Genomic DNA, 19,098 nt, shown 5'->3' on the forward strand with positions numbered 1-19,098 from the left:
CCTCAGCCTTCGACGCGCAGCCGATGGCCGGTCTCATAATCGGTCTGGACGAGGGCGGCGATCGCATTGCCGACGGCCTCGGGCGATTTGAGCGTCGTCGGATCCTCGCCGGGGAAGGCGCGGGCGCGCATGGCGGTGGCGGTGGCGCCGGGATCGACGATGGCGACGCGCAGCGAACTGATCGCGTGCATCTCCTCCGCATAAGCGAGCAGCAGCGTCTCGAGCGCGGCCTTCGACGCGCCATAAGCGCCCCAATAAGCGCGGGGACGCGCGGCGACGCTGGAGGTGAGCGCGACGAGGCGGCCCGCCTTGCTCTGCCGCAGCATCGGATCGAAGGCGGCGATCAACGCCTGCTGCGCGCCGACATTGAGCGTCAGCAGCTTCGAAAATTCCTTGGCGTCGATCGCGGGCACGGGCGCCAGCGTGCCGAGCATCGCGGCATTGAGCACCATGATGTCGAGCGCGTCCCACCGGCCCGCGACGGCGGCGGCGAGCCGGCCGATCGAATCGCCGTCCGTCAGGTCCAATGGCGCGATGGTGGCGCTGCCGCCGGCCTGATGGATCTGCTCCTCCACCTCCTCCAGCCCGCCCGAGGTGCGCGCGGTCAGGATCACATGCGCGCCGGCTCTGCCGAGCGCGAGCGCGGTCGCAGCGCCGATGCCGCGGCTGGCGCCCGTGACGAGCGCGAGGCGATTTGCGAGGGGGAGGGGCATCGATCGTCGCGTCGGGCGATGGCTTAGAGCGAGGCTCGTTCGCGCTCGCCGAGCAGGGAGAGCTGGTCGGCGGGCGCGACCTCCTCCTGATCGGTGAGGTGGGTGGGATAGTCGCCGGTGAAGCAGGCGTCGCAATATTGCGGATTGGCCTCGTCGCGGAAATCCTCGCCCAGTGCCTTGTACATGCCGTCGACCGAGACGAAGGCGAGGCTGTCGGCATTGATATAGTCCGACATCTGACCGATCGTCATCTGGGCAGCGAGCAGCTTGGCGCGCTCGGGCGTATCGACGCCGTAGAAGCAGCTATGCCGCGTCGGCGGGCTGGCGATGCGCATATGCACTTCGCGCGCGCCGGCATCGCGCATCATCTGGACGATCTTCAGGCTGGTCGTGCCGCGCACGATCGAATCGTCGATCAGGATGATGCGCCTGCCGTCGATCAGCGCCTTGTTGGCATTATGCTTGAGCTTCACACCGAGATGGCGGACCTGATCGCCGGGCTGGATGAAGGTGCGGCCCACATAATGCGAGCGGATGATGCCGAGCTCGAAGGGAATTCCCGACTGCTGGGCATAGCCGATCGCCGCCGGCACGCCCGAATCGGGCACGGGGATGACGAGATCAGCATCGGCCGGGCTTTCGATCGCGAGCTGCGCGCCGATCGCTTTCCGGACCGAATAGACCGACGATCCGTCCACGATCGAATCGGGCCGCGAGAAATAGACATGTTCGAACACGCAGGGGCGCGGGCGGACATTGGCGAAGGGCCGGATCGAGCGCAGCCCTTTGTCCGACACGATGATGAGTTCGCCCGGCTCCACCTGGCGGATGAAGGTGGCGCCGACCACGTCGAGCGCGACCGTTTCCGAGGCGAAGATATAGGCATCGCCGACGCGGCCCATGACGAGGGGACGGATGCCGAGCGGATCGCGGCAGACGATCATGCCCTCCGGTGTCATGCAGATCAGCGAATAGGCGCCTTCGACCTGCTTCAGCGCGTCGATGAACTTGTCGAGCAGCGACCGATAGGCGGAGGTCGCGACGAGATGGATGATCGTTTCCGTGTCCGACGTGGACTGGAAGATCGAGCCGCGGCGGACGAGATCGCGGCGGAGCTTCATCGCATTGGAGATATTGCCGTTATGCGCAATGGAGAAGCCGCCCGAGGATAGTTCCGCGAAGAGCGGCTGGACGTTGCGCAGCGCCGTCTCGCCCGTGGTGGAATAGCGCACATGGCCGCAGGCGACCTTGCCGGGCAGGCTACGAATCACGTCGTCGCGATCGAAATTGCCGGCGACATGGCCCATCGCCCGGTGGGTGTGGAACTGATGCCCGTCCCAGCTGGTGATTCCCGCCGCCTCCTGGCCGCGATGCTGGAGGGCATGGAGGCCCAATGCCACCACGGCGGACGCGGTTTCCGCCCCCCAAATGCCGAAAATGCCGCACTCCTCACGGAGTTTATCGTCGTCAAAAGGATTGGTGGTGAGCATGGCGTCTGCCCTCGCCGTGGCCGTCATGGGCGCGCATATAGGCAGGGCGATCGGATTTGTCGCCTCTTTGTAACGCAGTTTATCCTATTGCCGATCCTAAAGCCTCTTTCTCGGCTCCGGGATTCGAAGGGCAGGGCCTGTCAGCGCGATTGGGCGGCCATGTGGACGGCAAGCCCGCCCAGCACGGTTCCCATCAGCCAGCGCTGCATGGCGAGCCAGGACGGCCGATCGCCGAGAAAGGCCGATATGCTGCCCGCCGCGCAGGCGACGAGCGCATTGACCGAAAGGCTCATCGCGATCTGGGCCAGGCCGAGGATGATCGACTGGCTGAGCACATGGCCCTTTTCGGGGCTGATGAACTGGGGCAGCAGCGAGAGATAGAGCAAGGCCGCCTTCGGGTTCAGCAAATTGGTGACGAGGCCCATCAGGAACAGCTTGCGCGGGCTGTCCGGCGCGAGCGTGCGGAGCTCGAAGGGCGAGCGGCCGCCGGGCCGGACCGCGTTCCAGGCGAGCCAGAGGAGGTAGGCGGCACCGCCGAGCCTGAGCGCATCATAGGCGAAGGGCACGGCGAAGAGCAGCGCGGTGATGCCGAGCGAGGCGGCGAGCATGTAGAAGAGGAAGCCGAGCGCCACGCCGCCGAGCGAGATCAGGCCGGCCGTGCGGCCCTGGCAGATGGAGCGCGAGATCAGATAGATCATGTTGGGACCGGGCGTGAGCGCCATGCCGAGCGCGATCAGCGCGAAGGTCATGAGCTTCGTGGTCTCCGGCATGTCCCCACTCCCCCAAATATGCGGCGTCCTTCTGCCGTGCTTGTTCCTACGCCGCAACAAAGCTGTGGTTGCGCGAGCCATAGCTTCGGCTTAGCGGCGGACCATGGATCAGGATCGCGAAACCGGAACCGAGCTGAAGCCCCGTTATGACGCCGCGGGGCTCGTGACCGCCGTCGTCACCGACAATGCGAGCGGCGAGGTGCTGATGCTCGCCCATATGAACGAAGAGGCGCTGGCGAAGACGATCGAGACGGGGATCGCCCATTTCTGGTCGCGGTCGCGCGGCAAGCTCTGGATGAAGGGCGAGACTTCGGGAAATGTCCTGAACGTCGTCGAGATGCGCGTCGATTGCGATCAGGACGCGATCTGGCTGCGCGCCGAGCCGGTGGGGCCCGCCTGTCACACGGGCGAGCGGAGCTGCTTCTATCGGCGCGTGGTGGACGGGCGGCTGGAGCGGGACTGAGCGCCCGCCGCCATTCTCCTCAATGTCTTTACGTAAGACCGGCGTCCCCTTGAACTTGTTTCAGGGGCTACCGTGAAACCCGCGCGACGGTGCCGATGAGGAGTGGATGCCGAAACAAGTTCGGCATGACGATGTGCTTTGCGCAAATGCCCCTCTGCTCAGGCCTTGGGCTTCCAGGTGACGACGCGGAAGAGATACCAGAGGATCAGCAGCACGATCACGCCGGTCGAGACCGGGCCCAGATAATGATCCACCTCGGCATAATTCTGGCCGAGCAGATAGCCGGCGGTGGCGAGCAGTGTCGTCCAGCCCAGCGTGCCGAGCGTCGACCAGATCAGGAAGGGGAGGAACGTCATGCCGAACAGCCCTGCCGGGATCGAGACGAGCGAGCGGATGGTGGGCACCATGCGGCCGATGAACACGAACCATTTGTCCCACCGATCGAAGAAATGATCGGCGCGCTCCACTTCCTTCCAGTCGAGCGTCAGAATGCGGCCGAATTTCATCACCAGCGGCTTGAACAGATCGAGGCCGAGCAGGCGTGCCACATAATACCAGAAGATGTTGCCGAGCATCGCGCCCGCGGTGCCGGCGAGGATCGCGCCCCACAATGTCATCGTGCCGCGCGCCGCCTGCAGGCCCGACAGCGACATGATGATTTCGGACGGGATCGGCGGAAAGACGGTTTCGGCGAGCATCAGGAAGGCGACGCCGAGATAGCCGGATTGTTCGATGAGCTGGCGGACCCAATCACCCATGGCTTTTCACTTTCCCTTCGATGGCGTCCCAGATCAGCGCGGGGGTATCCGTGCCGTTGAAGCGGTCGATCGCGACGATGCCCGTGGGCGATGTCACGTTGATTTCGGTAAGATAGCCCGCGATCACATCGATGCCGACGAAGAGCAGGCCGCGTTTGGCGAGTTCCGGCCCCAATGCGGCGCAAATTTCTTCCTCGCGGGCCGTAAGCTCGGTCGCATCGGCGCGGCCGCCGGCGGCGAGGTTGGAGCGGATCTCGCCATCCTTGGGCAGGCGGTTGATCGCGCCGGCGGGCTTGCCGTCGATCAGCACGATGCGCTTGTCGCCCTTCGACACGTCGGGCAGGAAGGCCTGGACCATGAAGGGCTCGCGCCAGACCTGGCCGAACAGTTCGGTCAAGGCCGCCAGATTGGCGTCGTTGCGGCCGACATGGAAGACGGCCGAGCCGGCATTGCCATAGAGCGGCTTGACGACCACCTCGCCATGTTCGGCGTGGAAGGCGCGGGCATCCTCCAGCCGGCGGGTGACGAGCGTGGGCGGCATGAAGCGCGCATAATCGAGCACGAACAGCTTTTCGGGCGCGTTGCGGACGGAGGCCGGATCGTTCACCACCAAAGTCTCGCCCTGAATGCGTTCGAGCAGATGGGTGGCGGTGATGTAGGCGAGGTCGAAGGGCGGATCCTGGCGCATCAGCACCACATCCGCATCCGCCGCGAGATCGAGCGTCGTCCACTCGCCGAACGTCACATGATCGCCCGCGACGCGGCGGACGGTGACAGGGCGGGCGGGCGCGGTGAGGCGGCCGTCGCGATAGCTCAGGTCGCCTGCCGCATAATGCCATAGCCGATGGCCGCGCGCCTGGGCGGCGAGCATGATCGCGAAGGTCGAATCCCCCGCAATGTTGATCGTTTCCAGCGGATCCATCTGGACCGCGACCTTGAGCGTCATTCGCGTTCGGTCCTCATTTTCCGAAAGTGGAAGCTGCGTAGAGCAGCGCCGGGCGCTTGTCACCCGTGCCACACGTTCGGGAGATGATGGGGCAGGCGGCGGGGGGCGAGGAGGATGACGTCGATGCGGATCGTGTCGGCCGCGCGGGCATAGCGGGGCGCGAGCAGGTTCGCGGCGGCGGCGACGCGGGCGAGGCGATGGCGGTCGATGGCGAGCGCGAGATCGGCTTCGGTCGCGCGGGCCTTCACCTCGATAAAGGCGAGCGTTCGCCCACGCCGGGCGACGAGATCGACCTCGCCGACGGGCGTGCGGATGCGTGTGGCCAGGATGCGCCAGCCATGGAGGCGGAGCCACCATGCGGCGAGCGTCTCGGCGGCGCGGCCACGGCGCTCGGCGCGATGGCGTCGCGCCTTGCCATGGGGCGTCACTCCTCCTCCTTCATCGCCAGCGCGCGGGCATAGAGATCGCGCTTGTTGAGGCCGGTGGCCTTGGCGACTTCGCCTGCGGCCTTGGCGGCGGGGAGGCGGGCGAGCGCATCGCGCAGCGCCGCGTCCACCGCATCGGCTTCGGGCGGAGGGGCCTCGCCGGGGGGCGCCACGACGATTACGATCTCGCCCTTGGGCGGGGCATCGGCATAGCGCGCGGCGAGCGTGGAGAGGGGGGCGGTGATGGTTTCCTCGAACGTCTTGCTGATCTCGCGCGCGACGGCGGCGTCGCGGTCGCCCAGGCCGGCCGTCAGCGCTGAGAGGGTGGCGGCGAGGCGCGGACCGGATTCGTAGAGGATCAAGGTCGCGCGGACGGAGGCGATCTCGGCGATCGTATCGGCGCGGGCCTTCTCCTTCGCGGGCAGGAAGCCGAGGAAGAAGAAGCGGTCGGTGGGCAGGCCCGCGAGCGTCAGCGCGGCGATGGCGGCGCAGGGGCCGGGTATCGTCGTTACCATATGGCCGGCGGCGCGTGCGTCGCGCACCAGCTTGAAGCCGGGATCGGAGACGAGTGGGGTGCCGGCATCCGAAACGAGCGCGATCGCCTCGCTCCCCATGCGCGCGACGAGGCCGGGGCGGACGCGATCGGCATTATGATCGTGATAGGGCAGCATCGGCCGCTTCACGCCGATATGGTGGAGCAGCCGCGCCGTCACCCGGCTGTCCTCCACCGCGATCGCATCCGCGCGCGCGAGGATGGCGGCCGCGCGAGGGGAAAGATCGGACAAGTTGCCGATCGGCGTCGCGACGATGTACAGGCCGGGCGACAGGGGTTCGTCGGAAGGCTCGGTTGCGGGCTCGTTCATAGGATGTGCGTAATGGCAGAGGCTTATAGTCCCCCGCAACCTGGCCGCTGGTTCGCGCGGCTCGCAGCGCTGGCATTTGCCGCGACGCTGTCGGCCTGCGCCGGGATCGTGCCGCGCCCCGCGCCGCCCGTCACGCCGCCGCCGGTCACCAGGCCTACCGAGCCCGGCGCGCTGCCCGAGGATCAGCAGCGCCATCGCGTCGCCTTGCTCGTGCCCTTGAGCGGGGCCAATGCGAATGTGGGGCAGTCGATCGCCAATGCCGCCAATCTGGCGCTGACGGACACGGGCGGGCGGCGCATCCGCATCACCACCTATGACACCGCGGCCGGCGCCGCCGCCGCCGCGCAGAAGGCGATCGCGGAGGGCAACCGACTGTTCCTCGGCCCGCTGCTCGCCGCCGATGTGCGTGCCGTCTCCGGCGTGGCGCGCGCGGCGGGGGTGCCCGTCATCTCCTTTTCCAACGATGCGAGCGTGGCGGGGAACGGCACCTATCTGCTCGGCTTCTCGCCTGCCCAGTCGATCGATCGGGTGGTGCGCTATGCCCATTCGCAGGGCATGACGCGTTTCGCCGGGCTGATGCCCTCGGGGCTTTACGGGCGCAATGCCTCGAACATGCTGATCAAGGCGGCGGAGGCGGCGGGCGGCAGCGTCGTTTCGATGAAAAATTATGATCGCAGCGCCCAATCCCTGACCGCGGCCGTGGCGGCGCTGGGCAAAGAGCAGGGCTATGATGCGATCATGATCGCCGACAGCGGGCGGATCGCGATCCAGGCGGCGCCGCTGATCCGCAAGGGCGGCAATCCGCAGGCGAGGATCCTCGGCACCGAATTGTGGAATGCCGAGCCCGCGCTCAACAATGCGGCGGTGCTTTCGGGCGCCTGGTTCGCGAGCGTGCCGGACGGGATGTTCGACCAGCTCGCCACCAAATATCGCGCGCGTTTCGGCAAGGCGCCCTTCCGGCTGGCGAGCCTGGGCTATGATTCGGTGCTGCTGGCGGTTCGCATCGCCGGCAACTGGAGGGTGGGCGATTCTTTCCCCATAACGCGACTGTCCGATCCGGACGGGTTCGCGGGGGTGGACGGTGCCTTCCGCTTCGGCCCCGACGGGATCGCCCAGCGCACGCTCGAAGTGCATCAGCTCGGGCCGGGCGGAGGGACGGTCGTCTCGCCCGCGCCCCGGGGGTTTGGGGGATGAGCGCGGGACGGCGCTGGACCGGCACCGGCCTGCATTGAACCACCGCGCTCGGGGTAGGCGTGGTCGGGTGGAACCTTAGTCGCTCGCCGCCACCACGTCGCCGAGGATGGCGTCGAGGAGGAGCATGCCGGGGGCGAGGATGCGGAGTTGCGATCCTTCGCGTGCGACCAGCCCCATCTTCGCGAGGCGGGTGATGGCGGCCTCGTCCACCAGCCGATCCGGCGCCATGCCGGTGCGCCGCGCGATGCGCGCGAGATCGACGCCTTCCTCGAGCCGGAGGCCCATCAGCAGCGCCTCGATCGCGCGCGTGGCGGGGGCGAGATCCTCCTCGCTTTCGAGCCCATGGCCGGTGGCATCGACGCGGGCGAGCCAGTTTTCGGGCTTCTTGCGGCGGACCGTCGCCGTGCCGCCGCGACGGCCATGCGCGCCGGGGCCGATGCCGAGATAGTCGCGATAGCGCCAGTAAGCGAGATTGTGGCGGCTCTCCTCGCCGGGGCGGGCATGGTTGGAGATTTCATAAGCGGGGAGGCCCGCGGCGGCGGTGATCGCGCGGGTCGCCTCGAACAGGCGCGCGGCATCGTCCGGATCGACCGGCGGCAGCTTGCCTTGTGCGGCGAGCGTGGCGAAGCGCGTGCCGGGCTCGATGGTGAGCTGGTAAAGCGAGAGGTGGCCCGTGCCGAAGGAAAGTGCGCGGGCGAGCTCCGCTTCCCACGCCGCGTCCGACTGGCCGGGGCGGGCATAGATCAGGTCGAAGCTGACGCGATCGAAGCTGCGCTGCGCCGTATCGAGCGCGGCGAGCCCTTCGGCGACGTCATGCGCGCGGCCGAGGAAGTGGAGCGCCTCGTCGTCCAGCGCCTGGAGGCCGAGCGAGACGCGGTTGACGCCCGCGGCCGCGAGATCGGCGAAGCGCGCCGCCTCGACCGAGGAGGGGTTCGCCTCCAGCGTGATCTCGATGCCGGGTGCGAAGCCCCAATGGCGCTCGGCGGCGTCGAGCAGCGCGGCGACCGTTTCGGGCGGCATCAGCGAGGGCGTGCCGCCGCCGAAGAAGATCGAGCTTAGCGGGCGGCCGGGCGTGAGCGCGGCTTCATGTGCGAGATCGGCGAGCAGCGCCACACGCCAGCGATGCTGGTCGACGCTGTCGCGGACATGGCTGTTGAAATCGCAATAAGGGCATTTGGAGACGCAGAAGGGCCAGTGGATGTAGAGGGCAAGGCCCTCTACATCCACCGCATCATCGAAATCCCGTTTCAGCGTCACCGGACGTCTCCAGGGGGCTCCGCTCAGAAGACCGCCGCGACGAGCTTGCGGAAGGCGTCCGCACGGTGGCTCATGCCATGCTTGGCGTCCGCTTCCATCTCGCCGAAGGTCTGCTGATGACCGAGTGGCTGGAACATCGGATCATAGCCGAAGCCCTTGTCCCCGCGCGGCGGCCAGACGAGCGTGCCGTCCACCCGGCCCTCGAACGTCTCGACATGGCCGTCGGGCCAGCAGAGCGAGAGCGCGCAGACGAAATGCGCGTCGCGCCCCGCATCGGGGCCGGCCTCCTCCACATGCTGATTGACGAGGCGCATGGCGAAGGCGAAATCCTTGGCTTCGCCCGCCCAGCGCGCGGAATAGATGCCGGGATCGCCCCTCAGCGCATCGACGCACAGGCCGCTATCGTCGGCGAGCGCGACGAAGCCCGAAAGATCGGCCGCGGCGCGCGCCTTGAGCTCGGCATTGGCGGTGAAGCTGGTGCCGGTCTCCTCCGGCTCGGGCAGGCCGAGCGAGCCGGCCGAGACGGGCTCTATGCCATAAGGCGCGAGCAGCGCGCGTATCTCGCGCACCTTGCCCTCATTATGGCTGGCGATGACCAGCTTTCCCGGTGCGAGCTTGCGATGCGGGATGGCGGGCGGCTCGTCGTCGATCACCATGCTCATCGGCCGGTCGCCCGACGCTGCGCGGCGAAGATCTCGCTACAGCCCATCCGCGCGAGGCGGAGCAGGCGGAGCAGCGCTTCCTCATCATAGGTGGCGCCTTCGGCGGTCGCCTGCGCCTCGGCGATATTGCCATTGTCGAGCAGCACGAAATTGGCGTCGGCATGGGCATTCGAATCCTCGATATAATCGAGGTCGAGCACGGGCGTGCCTTCATGGATGCCGCAGGAGACCGCCGCGACCTGCGCGGTGATGGGATCTTCCGTCAGCAGGCCCTGGCTGATGAGCCCATCGATCGCGAGGCGGAGCGCCACCCAGGCGCCCGAGATGGAGGCGGTGCGCGTGCCGCCATCGGCCTGGATCACGTCGCAATCGAGCGTGATCTGCCGCTCGCCAAGCTTTTCGAGATCGACCACGGCGCGCAACGAACGGCCGATCAGCCGCTGGATTTCCTGCGTGCGGCCGGATTGCTTGCCCTTGGCGGCCTCGCGGCTGCCGCGCGTATGGGTGGCACGCGGCAGCATGCCATATTCGGCGGTGATCCAGCCCTGGCCCTTGCCGCGCAGGAAGGGGGGAACGCGCTCCTCGACCGAGGCGGTGACGAGCACCTTGGTGTCGCCGAAGCCGATCAGGCAGGAGCCTTCGGCATGGCGGGTATAGCCGGTTTCCAGGGTGATCGCCCGCATCTGATCGGGGGCGCGGCCGGACGGGCGCATTCATCTTCCTTTCGGGGGTGTTTGGCAGGAGCGCCGTTTAGCGGGCGGGACGGCGCCGTGCCAGCCCCCTGGACCGACTTCCGTCCGGATTGCGGCATCGTGCCGATGAATCACCATGCTCGTCGACAACGCCGCGCTCAGGCTCGGGCGGGGCGGGGTGCGTTCTGTCGGGTGAAAGACGCTAGGGGCTTGCGATTGAGGCGGGCTTGGGGCTTCACTACATTCCACCCATGACGACGCCGCCCATCACCGAGCTATCCACCCGCGCGCGCGACGTGTTCCGCGTCGTCGTCGAAAGCTATCTCGGCACGGGCGCGCCGGTGGGATCGCGCACCATATCGAAGCTTGCGGGGCTGAACCTCTCGCCCGCATCGATCCGCAACGTGATGCAGGATCTGGAGGAGCTGGGCCTATTGGAAGCGCCGCATACCTCGGCCGGGCGGATGCCGACCGAGACGGGGCTGCGCCTGTTCGTCGACGGGATGATGCAGGCGGCCGAGCCTTCGCCCGAGGAACGTGCGCAGATCGAGGCGCGCGCGCGGCGCGGCGGGCCGGTGGAGGAGGCGCTGGCGGCGACTTCGGCGGCGCTGTCCGGCCTTTCGGCCTGTGCGGGGATCGTGCTGGTGCCGCGGCGTGAGCCGGTGCTGCGCCAATTTTCCTTCGTGCCGCTGTCGCAGCATCAGGCGGTGGCGGTGCTCGTCGGGAGCGACGGCACGGTGGAGAATCGGGTGGTCGACCTGCCGCCCGAAATGCCCGTATCCGCGCTGATCGAGGCGACCAATTTCATGAATGAGCGGCTTTCGGGCCTGACGCTCGCCCAGGCGCAGATCAGGCTGCGCGACGAGATCGGGCGGGGCAGGGCGGCGCTGGATGCCGCCGCGCAGGATCTGATCGCGCGCGGCCTCGCCATATGGTCGCAGGACGGGGCGCAGCGCCCGGTGCTGATCGTGCGCGGGGCGGCCAATCTGATCGACCAGTCGGCCGCCGCCGATCTCGAACGGGTGCGCCAGCTGCTCGACGAGATAGAGGGCAAGGAGGAAATTGCCCGCCTGCTCGACAGCGCGCGCGCGGGCCGCGGCATGAAGATATTCATCGGATCGGAAAACAAGCTGTTCTCCTTGTCCGGTTCCTCGGTTATCGCCGCGCCCTATCATGGCAGCGACGGGCGCGTTGTGGGGGTAGTCGGCGTAATCGGCCCGACCCGGTTGAACTATGCGCGCGTGGTCCCCATGGTGGATTTCACCGCACAGGCACTTACCAGGTTGATGGCATGAACGACGACACGAACAAGACCGAGCAGTCCGACGAGAATCTTCGCGCGGAAACCGCCGAGGCCGCGCCCGAAGTGGCTGAGCAGGACCGGGTGGCGGAGCTGGAGGCGGAGATAGCCGAGCTCAGGAACAAGGCGCTCTACGCCCAGGCGGAGACGCAGAATGTCCGCCGCAGGCTGGAAAAGGACGCGGCCGACGCCAAGGCCTATGCCGCGACCAATTTCGCGCGCGACATCCTCTCCGTCGCGGACAATCTCGGCCGTGCGCTCTCCGCCATTCCGGCCGCCGTGCGCGAGGATGAGGCGCTGAAGCCGCTCATCACGGGGCTGGAGATGACGGCCAAGGAGCTGGAGACGGTGTTCCAGCGCAACGGCATCACCCGGATCGAATCGGTCGGCGCCAAGCTCGACCCGAACAGGCATCAGGCGATGATCGAGCTGCCGAGCGACCAGGAGCCCGGCACGGTCGTGCAGGAAATGCAGCCCGGCTATATGATCAAGGATCGCCTGCTGCGCCCCGCGCTGGTGGGCGTGGCCAAGGCGGCGCCGAAGGTCGACGTCGAGGCGTGAGGAGCGAGGCCCCCTTCCGATGGTGGGAGGGGGCGCGTTCGGAAGGTGACGGCGTTGCTGATCCGGTCGGGCGCATGTAGCGGCTAGCGACGATCTTGCCGCATCACCCGCATTTCAGCCATTCTGGACATCATCTGCTCGCATCCGCGAGCCATCTCCGACATCTGGCGGAGCATTTCCGGATTGTTCATCATCGGGCTCTGACCCATCATCGGGCTCTGACCCATCATTGGGCTCTGTCCCATCATCGGGCCCATCTGACCCGGAATTTGTTGTTCGGCGTTCGGGGCCTGCCGAGGGGGCTGGGCATCGCTGGCGGTCGATATCAGGCCGAGCGTCAAAATAGCACTCAGCGCCGCTGCCTTCGCCTGCTGGATCATGGTCGTTCTCCTTCGCGAGACCAACGATTGATGGACGGCTTGGCTCCTGGAGAGTGGAGAGCGATGGCCGATCATGAGTGGGCGGACATATCGGCCCCGTCCCTTTGCTTTCCACGCGCATTGGACATTCACGCTGCCCTGAACGGCAGGATACTCTCATATTGCGCCAGCGCCGGCGCGCCGGGCACTCTTACGCCTCGCCTCAGCAGGAAGGCGTGGCGCACGATTTCCGCCTGCTGCTCGATGCCGTAGCGCTCCAGCCTCCAGCCAGGCTTGAGGGCATAGCTGTATCGGCAGAAGGGATGCCGCGCGACGGGCAGATAGATGCCTTTCTGATGCTGCCAGACATGCGTCATCTCATGGATGAACAGGCCCTGCATATCGCGGTTGGCGGCAGCGAAATCCTCGCACCAGAGATGGCCCAGCGGATGGAACCAAAGATGGCCGTCGGGCGACATGGCGACGCCCCTGGACTGGAAGGGCCACCATTTGCGGCGGTTGACGCGCACCGGATCATAATCGATCGCCGCGCCGAACATCGATGCGGCCAAGCGCCGCTCGGCCTCCGTCAGCGGGCGGGTGGCGTCAGTGGCCTTCATGTCCGACGGGCGCCTCGTCGCCCGCGGCAACCGTCCTCGCTTCGACCTCGACCGCCTTGCCGCTGGCGAAGCGGAAATTCATCGGGATCGCCGTGCCGGGCCTGATCGCCTTGTCGATGCCGAACAGCATCGCATGATTGCCGCCCGGCGCGAATTCGACCGTCCCGCCGGCGGCTATGTCCACGCCTTCGATCGGCCGCATCGTCGTCATGCCATCCTTCGCTCCGCCCGCATGCAGCTCGATCCGCTCGACGACCGCGCTCTGGATTCCGGTCAGCCGGTCGGCGGCGGAACCGCCTTTCAGCGTGAAATAGGCTGCTGCCGGCCGCCCCGCCACCGCGGGCAGGCGCACCCAGGCGTCGCGGACGGCGAGCTGGCCCGCATCCTGGCGGCCGCATGCGCCCAGCGCCAGAGCCGAGAGCGTGGCGGCGAGGGCGAGCCGATGGGCAACATATTTCATTCCAGGAATCCTAGCCTGTCATTTCGGATTCGTCAGGGGTTCTTGCGGTCGCGTACATGGCCCTTATATCGCCCCCAGCAATTCGCCGCTTGTGGCTGATATCTGCCTCATTCTTCCGGGGGATATCGACGAGCGGTTCTAACGTGGGGAATTGGAAGGAATATCATGGCGAAGGTCATCGGGATCGATCTGGGCACCACCAATAGCTGCGTTGCGGTGATGGAAGGCGGCAAACCCAAGGTGATCGAAAATGCGGAAGGGGCGCGGACCACGCCGTCCATCGTCGCCTTCGCCAAGGATGGCGAACGCCTGATCGGCCAGCCGGCCAAGCGCCAGGCGGTGACCAATCCGGACAACACCATCTTCGCGGTGAAGCGCCTGATCGGCCGCCGCTTCGACGATCCGGTGACGAAGCGCGACACCGAGCTGGTGCCCTATCACATCGTGCGCGGCTCCAATGGCGACGCCTGGGTGAAGGCCGGCGGCGAGGATTATTCGCCCTCGCAGATTTCCGCCTTCATCCTGCAGAAGATGAAGGAAACCGCCGAATCCTATCTCGGCGAGACGGTCACCCAGGCGGTGATCACCGTTCCGGCCTATTTCAACGACGCCCAGCGCCAGGCGACCAAGGATGCCGGCAAGATCGCCGGTCTCGAGGTGCTGCGCATCATCAACGAGCCGACCGCGGCCGCGCTCGCTTATGGCCTCGACAAGGAGCATAACAAGACGATCGCCGTCTATGACCTTGGCGGCGGCACGTTCGACATCTCGATCCTCGAGATTGGCGACGGCGTGTTCGAGGTGAAGGCCACCAACGGCGACACCTTCCTCGGCGGCGAGGATTTCGACGCCAAGCTGGTCGAATATCTCGCGGCCGAGTTCAAGAAGGCCGAGGGCATCGACCTCACCAAGGATCGCCTCGCGCTCCAGCGCCTGAAGGAAGCCGCCGAAAAGGCGAAGATCGAGCTTTCCTCGACGCAGACCACCGAAGTGAACCTGCCCTTCATCACTGCCGACGCGACCGGACCGAAGCATCTGGTGAAGTCGATCTCGCGCGCCGATCTGGAGCGGCTGGTCGACGACCTCATCAAGCGGACGATGGAGCCGACCCGCAAGGCGCTGGCCGATGCCGGCCTCAAGGCCGATCAGGTCGACGAGGTGGTGCTCGTCGGCGGCATGACCCGCATGCCCAAGGTGCGCGACGCGGTTAAGAGCTTCTTCGGCAAGGAGCCGCACACCGGCGTCAACCCGGACGAGGTGGTCGCGATGGGCGCCGCCATCCAGGCGGGCGTGCTCCAGGGCGAAGTCAAGGACGTGCTGCTGCTCGACGTGACCCCGCTGTCGCTGGGCATCGAGACGCTGGGCGGCGTCTTCACCCGCATGATCGACCGCAACACGACGATCCCGACCAAGAAGTCGCAGACCTATTCGACCGCCGACGACAATCAGAATGCGGTGACGATCCGCGTCTTCCAGGGCGAGCGCGAAATGGCGGCGGACAACAAGCTGCTCGGCCAGTTCGACCTGATCGGCATTCCGCCGGCGCCGCGCGGCGTGCCGCAGATCGAGGTGACGTTCGACATCGACGCCAACGGCCTGGTCAATGTTTCCGCCAAGGACAAGGGCACCGGCAAGGAGCAGCAGATCAAGATCCAGGCGTCCGGTGGCCTTTCCGACGCGGATATCGATCAGATGGTGCGCGATGCCGAGCAGTTCGCCGAGGAGGACAAGAAGCGTCGCGCCGCGGCCGAGGCGAAGAATAATGCCGAAAGCCTGATCCACACCACCGAGGGCCAGATCAAGGAGCATGGCGACAAGATCGATGCCGCGCTGAAGTCCGAGATCGAAAGCGCCATCGCGGACGCCAAGTCGGCCGTCGAGAGCGGTGACGCCGATCGCATGACCGAGAAGAGCCAGGCGCTCGCCCAGGTCGCGATGAAGCTCGGCCAGGCGATCTACGAGAAGGAGCAGGCCGCGGCCGCCTCGCCGGGCGCCGAGGCGCCTGCGCAGGAGGATGTGGTCGACGCCGAATTCTCCGAGGTAGACGACGAGAAGAAGGCGTAACGGAGGGCACAGGCTTGCACTCGCCCCATCGTTCCCCCCGCTTGCGCGGGGGGCCATATGCGCGTCATCGGGTTCCAGGAACCAGTTGTCGCCGCATAGGGATTTCCGCCTTCGCGGGAAGGACGATGGGGACTATGCAGGGAAATAGCCGAGCCGGGGGGCTGAATGCTGGACGCTGATTATTACGAGCTGCTCGAGGTCGAGCGCGACGCGGACGAGAAGACGATCAAATCGTCCTATCGCCGGCTCGCGATGATATGCCATCCGGACCGCAATCCCGGCTGCAAGGATTCGGAAGCCCGGTTCAAGGCGATCAGCGAAGCCTATGACTGCCTGAAGGACCCGCAGAAGCGCGCCGCCTATGACCGTTTCGGCAAGGCTGCATTCGAAAATGGCGGGATGGGCGGCGGCCGCGGTGGCGGCGGCTTCGAAGGCTTTTCCGATATTTTCGACAATATCTTCGGCGAGTTCATGGGTGGCGGCCGGGGCCAGCGCGGCGGCGTGCAGCGCGGCGCGGACCTGCGCTACGATCTGGAAATCACGCTGGAAGATGCGTTCCACGGCAAGATGGCATCGATTCGCGTCGATGTCGCGGCGGCGTGCGACACCTGCCACGGATCGGGCGCCAAGGCGGGGACGGGTGCGCGCAGCTGCGGCACCTGCGCCGGCCATGGCAAGGTCCGCGCGCAGCAGGGCTTTTTCGTGGTCGAGCGGATGTGCCCGACCTGCCATGGGCGCGGCCAGGTAATCTCCGATCCGTGCGGCGCCTGCCATGGCGAGGGCCGGGTCGAAAAGGCCAAGACGCTGGAGGTGAACATCCCTGCCGGCGTGGACGAGGGCACGCGCATCCGCCTGTCCGGCGAGGGCGAAGCGGGCGCGCGCGGCGCGCCTTCGGGCGACCTCTATATCTTCATCCATGTCGCGGCGCACTCGATCTTCCAGCGCGAGGGCACGACCTTGTTCGCGCGCACGCCGATCAGCTTCACCACCGCGGCGCTGGGCGGTACGATCGAGGTGCCCGGGCTCGACAAGAGCCGGCACGAGATCCGCATTCCGGCGGGCATCCAGTCGGGCAAGCAATTGCGCCAGCGCGGCGCGGGCATGCCCGTGCTCAACGGACGCGGCGCGGGCGACATGGTGGTGCAGATCGAGGTCGAGACGCCGACCCGGCTTTCGGCGCGGCAGAAGGAGCTTCTGGAGGAGTTCCGCGCGACCGAGACGGGCGAGGAAAGCCCGCAATCGAGCGGCTTCTTCTCGCGGCTGAAGGCGATGTGGAGCGCGGAGTAACTTATTCCGTCATCCCTGCCTGCGCAGGGATGACGGCTTGATCGCTCGATTAAGCGCGGGCCGCATCGCGCTGAAAAATATCGAAATATCGGCGGAGTGAAGGGCGGTCCCCGCCCGGCAATGCCGGAGCGGGGCGCCGGACACGCATGCGTCAGATGGCGAGGATTACGCCGACCGCAAGCGCCTGGGCCGCGATCGCCAGCACCATGCTGGTCGCGGTTTCAAACGTCTTCATCTTCATTCTCCGAAAACCGGCTGCGCCGGACCGCACCATTTGTGCGACGAAGCGCATGTAATATTCTTACGCGGTTTCGCAATTAAAAAACTTGAGCGTTTAAATGCGTTTTTTGCACGCTGAGGGGGCAGGTCAGTCGCCGTCGCCGAAAAGCGGCCTGCCGAGATCGGCAAAGGCTTGTCCCAGCGCTTGCGCGCTGGCGAGTGCACCGAGGCAATTGCCAACGCCGAGCATCGCCGAAAGGCGACGATGCGCCGCCCGCGCATCCCGGTCCGCCATCGCCACCGCATCGATCAGCGCCGCTTCCGCCAAGGTCATGCGTGGGCAGCAGCAGGGCGCGACGAGGATCCGATGGGCTGCAATGCGCGAAAGCTCCGCCATCAGCGCGCGGACGAGTATGAGCGGCCGGCGAAAGCCCAGCCCGAAGGCGGCGATGCGGCGAATGGCGAACAGCAGCAGGCGGCGATCATCGTCGCGGGGCACGGGGCGGGGCAGCAGGCGCAGAACATCGCTGGCGTTCGAGGACATAAGATCATCTCCCTCTCATCGGCTGGAGGGATCAGATCATGTTTCGCTATTGCGAGTCAATCTCAATATTAGTCGGGTGGGGTCCCATTGTCCGCCAGCACCGTGCCGGCCAGATAGAGCGAGCCGAGGATCAGCACGACGGGTGGCTCGGCGCGATCGGCATGGCGCGCGATCATGGTCAGCGCTTCGGCCGGATTGGCTGCCACCGTGGCGGAAAGACCGGTGGCGCGCGCCGTCACGGCGAGCATCGCCGGACGATGATGCGCATGGCCGGGCACCGGCACGGCATGGACCGTGGCGCTGCGCCCGGCAAAGGGCTTGAACAGGCCCACCGGATCCTTGTTCTCCAACAGGCCGGCGATGATGTGGAAGGGCCGGCCGGCGGGGACATGCCCGCGAAAGAAATCGGCGATGGCACGCGCGGCGGCGGGATTATGGCCGCCATCGAGCCACAGTTCCGCCCCCGCCGGCAACAGATCGACCAGCGCGCCGCTCGTCAGATGCTGGAGCCGGGCGGGCCATTCCGCCCAGCCGAGCCCTGCGCGGATGGCGGAGACGGGTACGGTGACCGCGCGCTGATGCCGCAGCATCGCGATGGCGAGGCCGGCATTGGCCGCCTGATGCACGCCGGCGAGGCGCGGCAGCGGCAGATCGAGCTTGTCCTCGGCATCGCGATAATGAAGCCGCTGGCGATAGGCTGCGACATCCCAGGCGCCGCCCTTGGCGAGCCAGGGGGCGCCGACCTGCGATACCAGCTGGCCGATGCGCTGCGCCACGGCGGCGGGATAATGTTGCGTGACGAGCGGCACGCCCGGCTTGGCGATGCCGGCCTTTTCGGCGGCGATATCCTCGAGCCGATCGCCGAGAAAGGCCTGATGGTCGAGCCCGAGCTGGGCGATGCCGCAAACAACCGGGGCGGGGATGATGTTGGTCGCATCCAGCCGGCCGCCCAGGCCCACCTCGATCACGCAGGCATTGGCGGGCACGCGTGTGAAGGCGAGGAAGGCGGCGGCGGTCGTCACTTCGAAGAAGCTGGCGCCGATATCCGCGCCCGCATCGAGCACCTCCTCGAGCAGTTGGGCGAGCATCTCATCCTCGATCAGCCGGCCGGCGAGGCGGATACGCTCGTTGAAGCGGACGAGATGCGGGCTGGTATAGACATGGACGTGCAGCCCCGCCGCCTCCATCGCGGCGCGCAGATAGGCGCAGGTCGATCCCTTCCCATTGGTGCCCGCGACATGGAAGACGGGCGGCAGATCATTTTGCGGATTGCCCAGCCGGTCGAGCAGACGCGCGATCCGGTCCAGCCCCAATATGTCCGCGCCCGGCGAGAGCGTGGCCAGCCGATCGAGCTGGCGCTGGACGGCGGGATCGGCGGATACGGCATGATCGGGCATGCCCCTTTATAGGAAGAAGAAACTCTTCTCCCAAGCCTCTCCCGCATGGGGAGA

Annotated in this window: 22 protein-coding genes; 6 read left to right on the plus strand and 16 right to left on the minus strand. The window is 66.8% G+C overall.

Features of this window, described 5'->3' with window-relative positions; translation table 11 throughout:
* Positions 1 to 2: 2 nt before the first annotated feature.
* From CLG96_RS17365 to CLG96_RS17375, 3 genes are all read right to left on the minus strand, one after another.
* Positions 3 to 713 carry an SDR family NAD(P)-dependent oxidoreductase gene (locus CLG96_RS17365; protein WP_107969934.1) on the minus strand — a complete coding sequence of 237 codons (711 nt, stop codon included), beginning with the start codon at positions 711 to 713 and terminating at the stop codon, positions 3 to 5.
* Positions 714 to 736: 23 nt separating this feature from the next.
* Entirely contained in the window at positions 737 to 2,203 is a 1,467-nt protein-coding gene (gene purF, locus CLG96_RS17370) for an amidophosphoribosyltransferase (RefSeq protein WP_107970285.1), read from the minus strand.
* A gap of 140 nt (positions 2,204 to 2,343) precedes the next feature.
* Entirely contained in the window at positions 2,344 to 2,973 is a 630-nt protein-coding gene (locus CLG96_RS17375; RefSeq protein WP_107969936.1) for a LysE family translocator, read from the minus strand.
* 103 nt (positions 2,974 to 3,076) lie between these two features.
* Here CLG96_RS17375 and hisI point away from each other — a divergent pair, with 103 nt between their 5' ends.
* Positions 3,077 to 3,436 carry a phosphoribosyl-AMP cyclohydrolase gene (gene hisI / locus CLG96_RS17380; RefSeq protein ID WP_107969938.1) on the plus strand — a complete coding sequence of 120 codons (360 nt, stop codon included), beginning with the start codon at positions 3,077 to 3,079 and terminating at the stop codon, positions 3,434 to 3,436.
* Positions 3,437 to 3,594: 158 nt separating this feature from the next.
* Here hisI and CLG96_RS17385 read toward each other — a convergent pair whose 3' ends face one another.
* The 4 genes from CLG96_RS17385 to rsmI are packed head-to-tail and all read right to left on the minus strand — an operon-like array spanning position 3,595 to position 6,428.
* Positions 3,595 to 4,194 (minus strand): DedA family protein, encoded by a 600-nt coding sequence (locus CLG96_RS17385; RefSeq protein WP_107969940.1) that lies wholly within the window; start codon positions 4,192 to 4,194, stop codon positions 3,595 to 3,597.
* Positions 4,187 to 5,140 carry a glutathione synthase gene (gshB, locus tag CLG96_RS17390; protein WP_107969942.1) on the minus strand — a complete coding sequence of 318 codons (954 nt, stop codon included), beginning with the start codon at positions 5,138 to 5,140 and terminating at the stop codon, positions 4,187 to 4,189. Before gshB ends, CLG96_RS17385 begins: the two co-directional genes overlap by 8 nt.
* A 59-nt stretch (positions 5,141 to 5,199) precedes the next feature.
* Positions 5,200 to 5,568, minus strand: coding sequence for a YraN family protein (locus tag CLG96_RS17395; RefSeq protein ID WP_107969944.1), 369 nt, complete (start codon positions 5,566 to 5,568; stop codon positions 5,200 to 5,202).
* Positions 5,565 to 6,428: a 16S rRNA (cytidine(1402)-2'-O)-methyltransferase gene (gene rsmI, locus CLG96_RS17400; protein WP_107969946.1), complete on the minus strand. Its 864-nt coding sequence runs from the start codon at positions 6,426 to 6,428 to the stop codon at positions 5,565 to 5,567. Before rsmI ends, CLG96_RS17395 begins: the two co-directional genes overlap by 4 nt.
* 12 nt (positions 6,429 to 6,440) lie before the next feature.
* On the opposite strand from rsmI, the gene CLG96_RS17405 reads away from it, so the two are divergent.
* Positions 6,441 to 7,622 carry a penicillin-binding protein activator gene (locus CLG96_RS17405; protein ID WP_107969948.1) on the plus strand — a complete coding sequence of 394 codons (1,182 nt, stop codon included), beginning with the start codon at positions 6,441 to 6,443 and terminating at the stop codon, positions 7,620 to 7,622.
* 75 nt (positions 7,623 to 7,697) lie between these two features.
* On the opposite strand, the gene hemW is transcribed toward CLG96_RS17405, so the two are convergent.
* Genes hemW through rph form a run of 3 tightly spaced genes read right to left on the minus strand, consistent with a single transcriptional unit; the run spans position 7,698 to position 10,254 of the window.
* Positions 7,698 to 8,879 carry a radical SAM family heme chaperone HemW gene (gene hemW / locus CLG96_RS17410; protein WP_243395853.1) on the minus strand — a complete coding sequence of 394 codons (1,182 nt, stop codon included), beginning with the start codon at positions 8,877 to 8,879 and terminating at the stop codon, positions 7,698 to 7,700.
* A gap of 23 nt (positions 8,880 to 8,902) precedes the next feature.
* Positions 8,903 to 9,535, minus strand: a complete 633-nt coding sequence (gene rdgB / locus CLG96_RS17415; RefSeq protein ID WP_107970289.1) for an RdgB/HAM1 family non-canonical purine NTP pyrophosphatase — start codon at positions 9,533 to 9,535, stop codon at positions 8,903 to 8,905.
* Between the two features lie 2 nt (positions 9,536 to 9,537).
* Positions 9,538 to 10,254 carry a ribonuclease PH gene (gene rph, locus CLG96_RS17420; protein WP_107969950.1) on the minus strand — a complete coding sequence of 239 codons (717 nt, stop codon included), beginning with the start codon at positions 10,252 to 10,254 and terminating at the stop codon, positions 9,538 to 9,540.
* 230 nt (positions 10,255 to 10,484) lie between these two features.
* Here rph and hrcA point away from each other — a divergent pair, with 230 nt between their 5' ends.
* Positions 10,485 to 11,528, plus strand: a complete 1,044-nt coding sequence (gene hrcA / locus CLG96_RS17425; protein ID WP_107969952.1) for a heat-inducible transcriptional repressor HrcA — start codon at positions 10,485 to 10,487, stop codon at positions 11,526 to 11,528.
* A complete protein-coding gene (gene grpE / locus CLG96_RS17430) occupies positions 11,525 to 12,094 on the plus strand; it encodes a nucleotide exchange factor GrpE (RefSeq protein ID WP_107969954.1) in 570 nt (189 codons plus the stop codon). The genes hrcA and grpE overlap by 4 nt, the downstream gene beginning before the upstream one ends.
* A gap of 83 nt (positions 12,095 to 12,177) precedes the next feature.
* Here the strand turns inward: grpE and CLG96_RS17435 are convergent, their stop codons facing one another.
* The 3 genes from CLG96_RS17435 to CLG96_RS17445 form a co-directional block, all read right to left on the minus strand.
* On the minus strand, positions 12,178 to 12,474 hold the full coding sequence (locus CLG96_RS17435) for a hypothetical protein (RefSeq protein ID WP_107969956.1): 297 nt from the start codon (positions 12,472 to 12,474) through the stop codon (positions 12,178 to 12,180).
* 128 nt (positions 12,475 to 12,602) lie between these two features.
* Complete coding sequence (locus CLG96_RS17440) at positions 12,603 to 13,073, minus strand: vgr related protein (RefSeq protein ID WP_107969958.1); 471 nt, start codon at positions 13,071 to 13,073, stop codon at positions 12,603 to 12,605.
* On the minus strand, positions 13,060 to 13,533 hold the full coding sequence (locus CLG96_RS17445; protein WP_107969960.1) for a copper chaperone PCu(A)C: 474 nt from the start codon (positions 13,531 to 13,533) through the stop codon (positions 13,060 to 13,062). The genes CLG96_RS17440 and CLG96_RS17445 overlap by 14 nt, the downstream gene beginning before the upstream one ends.
* Before the next feature lie 165 nt (positions 13,534 to 13,698).
* Between CLG96_RS17445 and dnaK the strand changes: the two genes are divergently transcribed.
* Together dnaK and dnaJ are read left to right on the plus strand one after the other, a co-directional pair.
* Positions 13,699 to 15,597 (plus strand): molecular chaperone DnaK, encoded by a 1,899-nt coding sequence (gene dnaK / locus CLG96_RS17450; protein ID WP_107969962.1) that lies wholly within the window; start codon positions 13,699 to 13,701, stop codon positions 15,595 to 15,597.
* A 165-nt stretch (positions 15,598 to 15,762) separates the two neighbouring features.
* Entirely contained in the window at positions 15,763 to 16,884 is a 1,122-nt protein-coding gene (gene dnaJ / locus CLG96_RS17455; RefSeq protein WP_107969964.1) for a molecular chaperone DnaJ, read from the plus strand.
* A 151-nt stretch (positions 16,885 to 17,035) separates the two neighbouring features.
* On the opposite strand, the gene CLG96_RS18870 is transcribed toward dnaJ, so the two are convergent.
* From CLG96_RS18870 to CLG96_RS17465, 3 genes are all read right to left on the minus strand, one after another.
* Entirely contained in the window at positions 17,036 to 17,176 is a 141-nt protein-coding gene (locus CLG96_RS18870) for a hypothetical protein (RefSeq protein ID WP_165799695.1), read from the minus strand.
* A 75-nt stretch (positions 17,177 to 17,251) separates the two neighbouring features.
* The gene (locus CLG96_RS17460) at positions 17,252 to 17,647 is read right to left on the minus strand and encodes a DUF6628 family protein (protein WP_107969966.1); all 396 of its coding nucleotides are present in this window, start codon (positions 17,645 to 17,647) and stop codon (positions 17,252 to 17,254) included.
* Between the two features lie 68 nt (positions 17,648 to 17,715).
* On the minus strand, positions 17,716 to 19,044 hold the full coding sequence (locus CLG96_RS17465; RefSeq protein ID WP_107969968.1) for a bifunctional folylpolyglutamate synthase/dihydrofolate synthase: 1,329 nt from the start codon (positions 19,042 to 19,044) through the stop codon (positions 17,716 to 17,718).
* Positions 19,045 to 19,098 lie beyond the last annotated feature (54 nt).

The sequence above is a fragment of the Sphingomonas oleivorans genome, from assembly GCF_003050615.1.
GTDB classification, from domain to species: Bacteria; Pseudomonadota; Alphaproteobacteria; order Sphingomonadales; family Sphingomonadaceae; genus Sphingomonas_H; species Sphingomonas_H oleivorans.

Excerpts from the sequence above, each read along its gene's own strand:
- CLG96_RS17365 (WP_107969934.1), bottom strand. The coding sequence starts at position 713 with ATGCCCCTCCCCCTCGCAAATCGCCTCGCGCTCGTCACGGGCGCCAGC.
- purF (WP_107970285.1), bottom strand. The coding sequence starts at position 2,203 with ATGCTCACCACCAATCCTTTTGACGACGATAAACTCCGTGAGGAGTGC.
- CLG96_RS17375 (WP_107969936.1), bottom strand. The coding sequence starts at position 2,973 with ATGCCGGAGACCACGAAGCTCATGACCTTCGCGCTGATCGCGCTCGGC.
- hisI (WP_107969938.1), top strand. The coding sequence starts at position 3,077 with ATGGATCAGGATCGCGAAACCGGAACCGAGCTGAAGCCCCGTTATGAC.
- CLG96_RS17385 (WP_107969940.1), bottom strand. The coding sequence starts at position 4,194 with ATGGGTGATTGGGTCCGCCAGCTCATCGAACAATCCGGCTATCTCGGC.
- gshB (WP_107969942.1), bottom strand. The coding sequence starts at position 5,140 with ATGACGCTCAAGGTCGCGGTCCAGATGGATCCGCTGGAAACGATCAAC.
- rsmI (WP_107969946.1), bottom strand. The coding sequence starts at position 6,428 with ATGAACGAGCCCGCAACCGAGCCTTCCGACGAACCCCTGTCGCCCGGC.
- CLG96_RS17405 (WP_107969948.1), top strand. The coding sequence starts at position 6,441 with ATGGCAGAGGCTTATAGTCCCCCGCAACCTGGCCGCTGGTTCGCGCGG.
- rdgB (WP_107970289.1), bottom strand. The coding sequence starts at position 9,535 with ATGGTGATCGACGACGAGCCGCCCGCCATCCCGCATCGCAAGCTCGCA.
- rph (WP_107969950.1), bottom strand. The coding sequence starts at position 10,254 with ATGCGCCCGTCCGGCCGCGCCCCCGATCAGATGCGGGCGATCACCCTG.
- hrcA (WP_107969952.1), top strand. The coding sequence starts at position 10,485 with ATGACGACGCCGCCCATCACCGAGCTATCCACCCGCGCGCGCGACGTG.
- grpE (WP_107969954.1), top strand. The coding sequence starts at position 11,525 with ATGAACGACGACACGAACAAGACCGAGCAGTCCGACGAGAATCTTCGC.
- CLG96_RS17435 (WP_107969956.1), bottom strand. The coding sequence starts at position 12,474 with ATGATCCAGCAGGCGAAGGCAGCGGCGCTGAGTGCTATTTTGACGCTC.
- CLG96_RS17440 (WP_107969958.1), bottom strand. The coding sequence starts at position 13,073 with ATGAAGGCCACTGACGCCACCCGCCCGCTGACGGAGGCCGAGCGGCGC.
- CLG96_RS17445 (WP_107969960.1), bottom strand. The coding sequence starts at position 13,533 with ATGAAATATGTTGCCCATCGGCTCGCCCTCGCCGCCACGCTCTCGGCT.
- dnaK (WP_107969962.1), top strand. The coding sequence starts at position 13,699 with ATGGCGAAGGTCATCGGGATCGATCTGGGCACCACCAATAGCTGCGTT.
- dnaJ (WP_107969964.1), top strand. The coding sequence starts at position 15,763 with ATGCTGGACGCTGATTATTACGAGCTGCTCGAGGTCGAGCGCGACGCG.
- CLG96_RS18870 (WP_165799695.1), bottom strand. The coding sequence starts at position 17,176 with ATGCGCTTCGTCGCACAAATGGTGCGGTCCGGCGCAGCCGGTTTTCGG.
- CLG96_RS17460 (WP_107969966.1), bottom strand. The coding sequence starts at position 17,647 with ATGTCCTCGAACGCCAGCGATGTTCTGCGCCTGCTGCCCCGCCCCGTG.
- CLG96_RS17465 (WP_107969968.1), bottom strand. The coding sequence starts at position 19,044 with ATGCCCGATCATGCCGTATCCGCCGATCCCGCCGTCCAGCGCCAGCTC.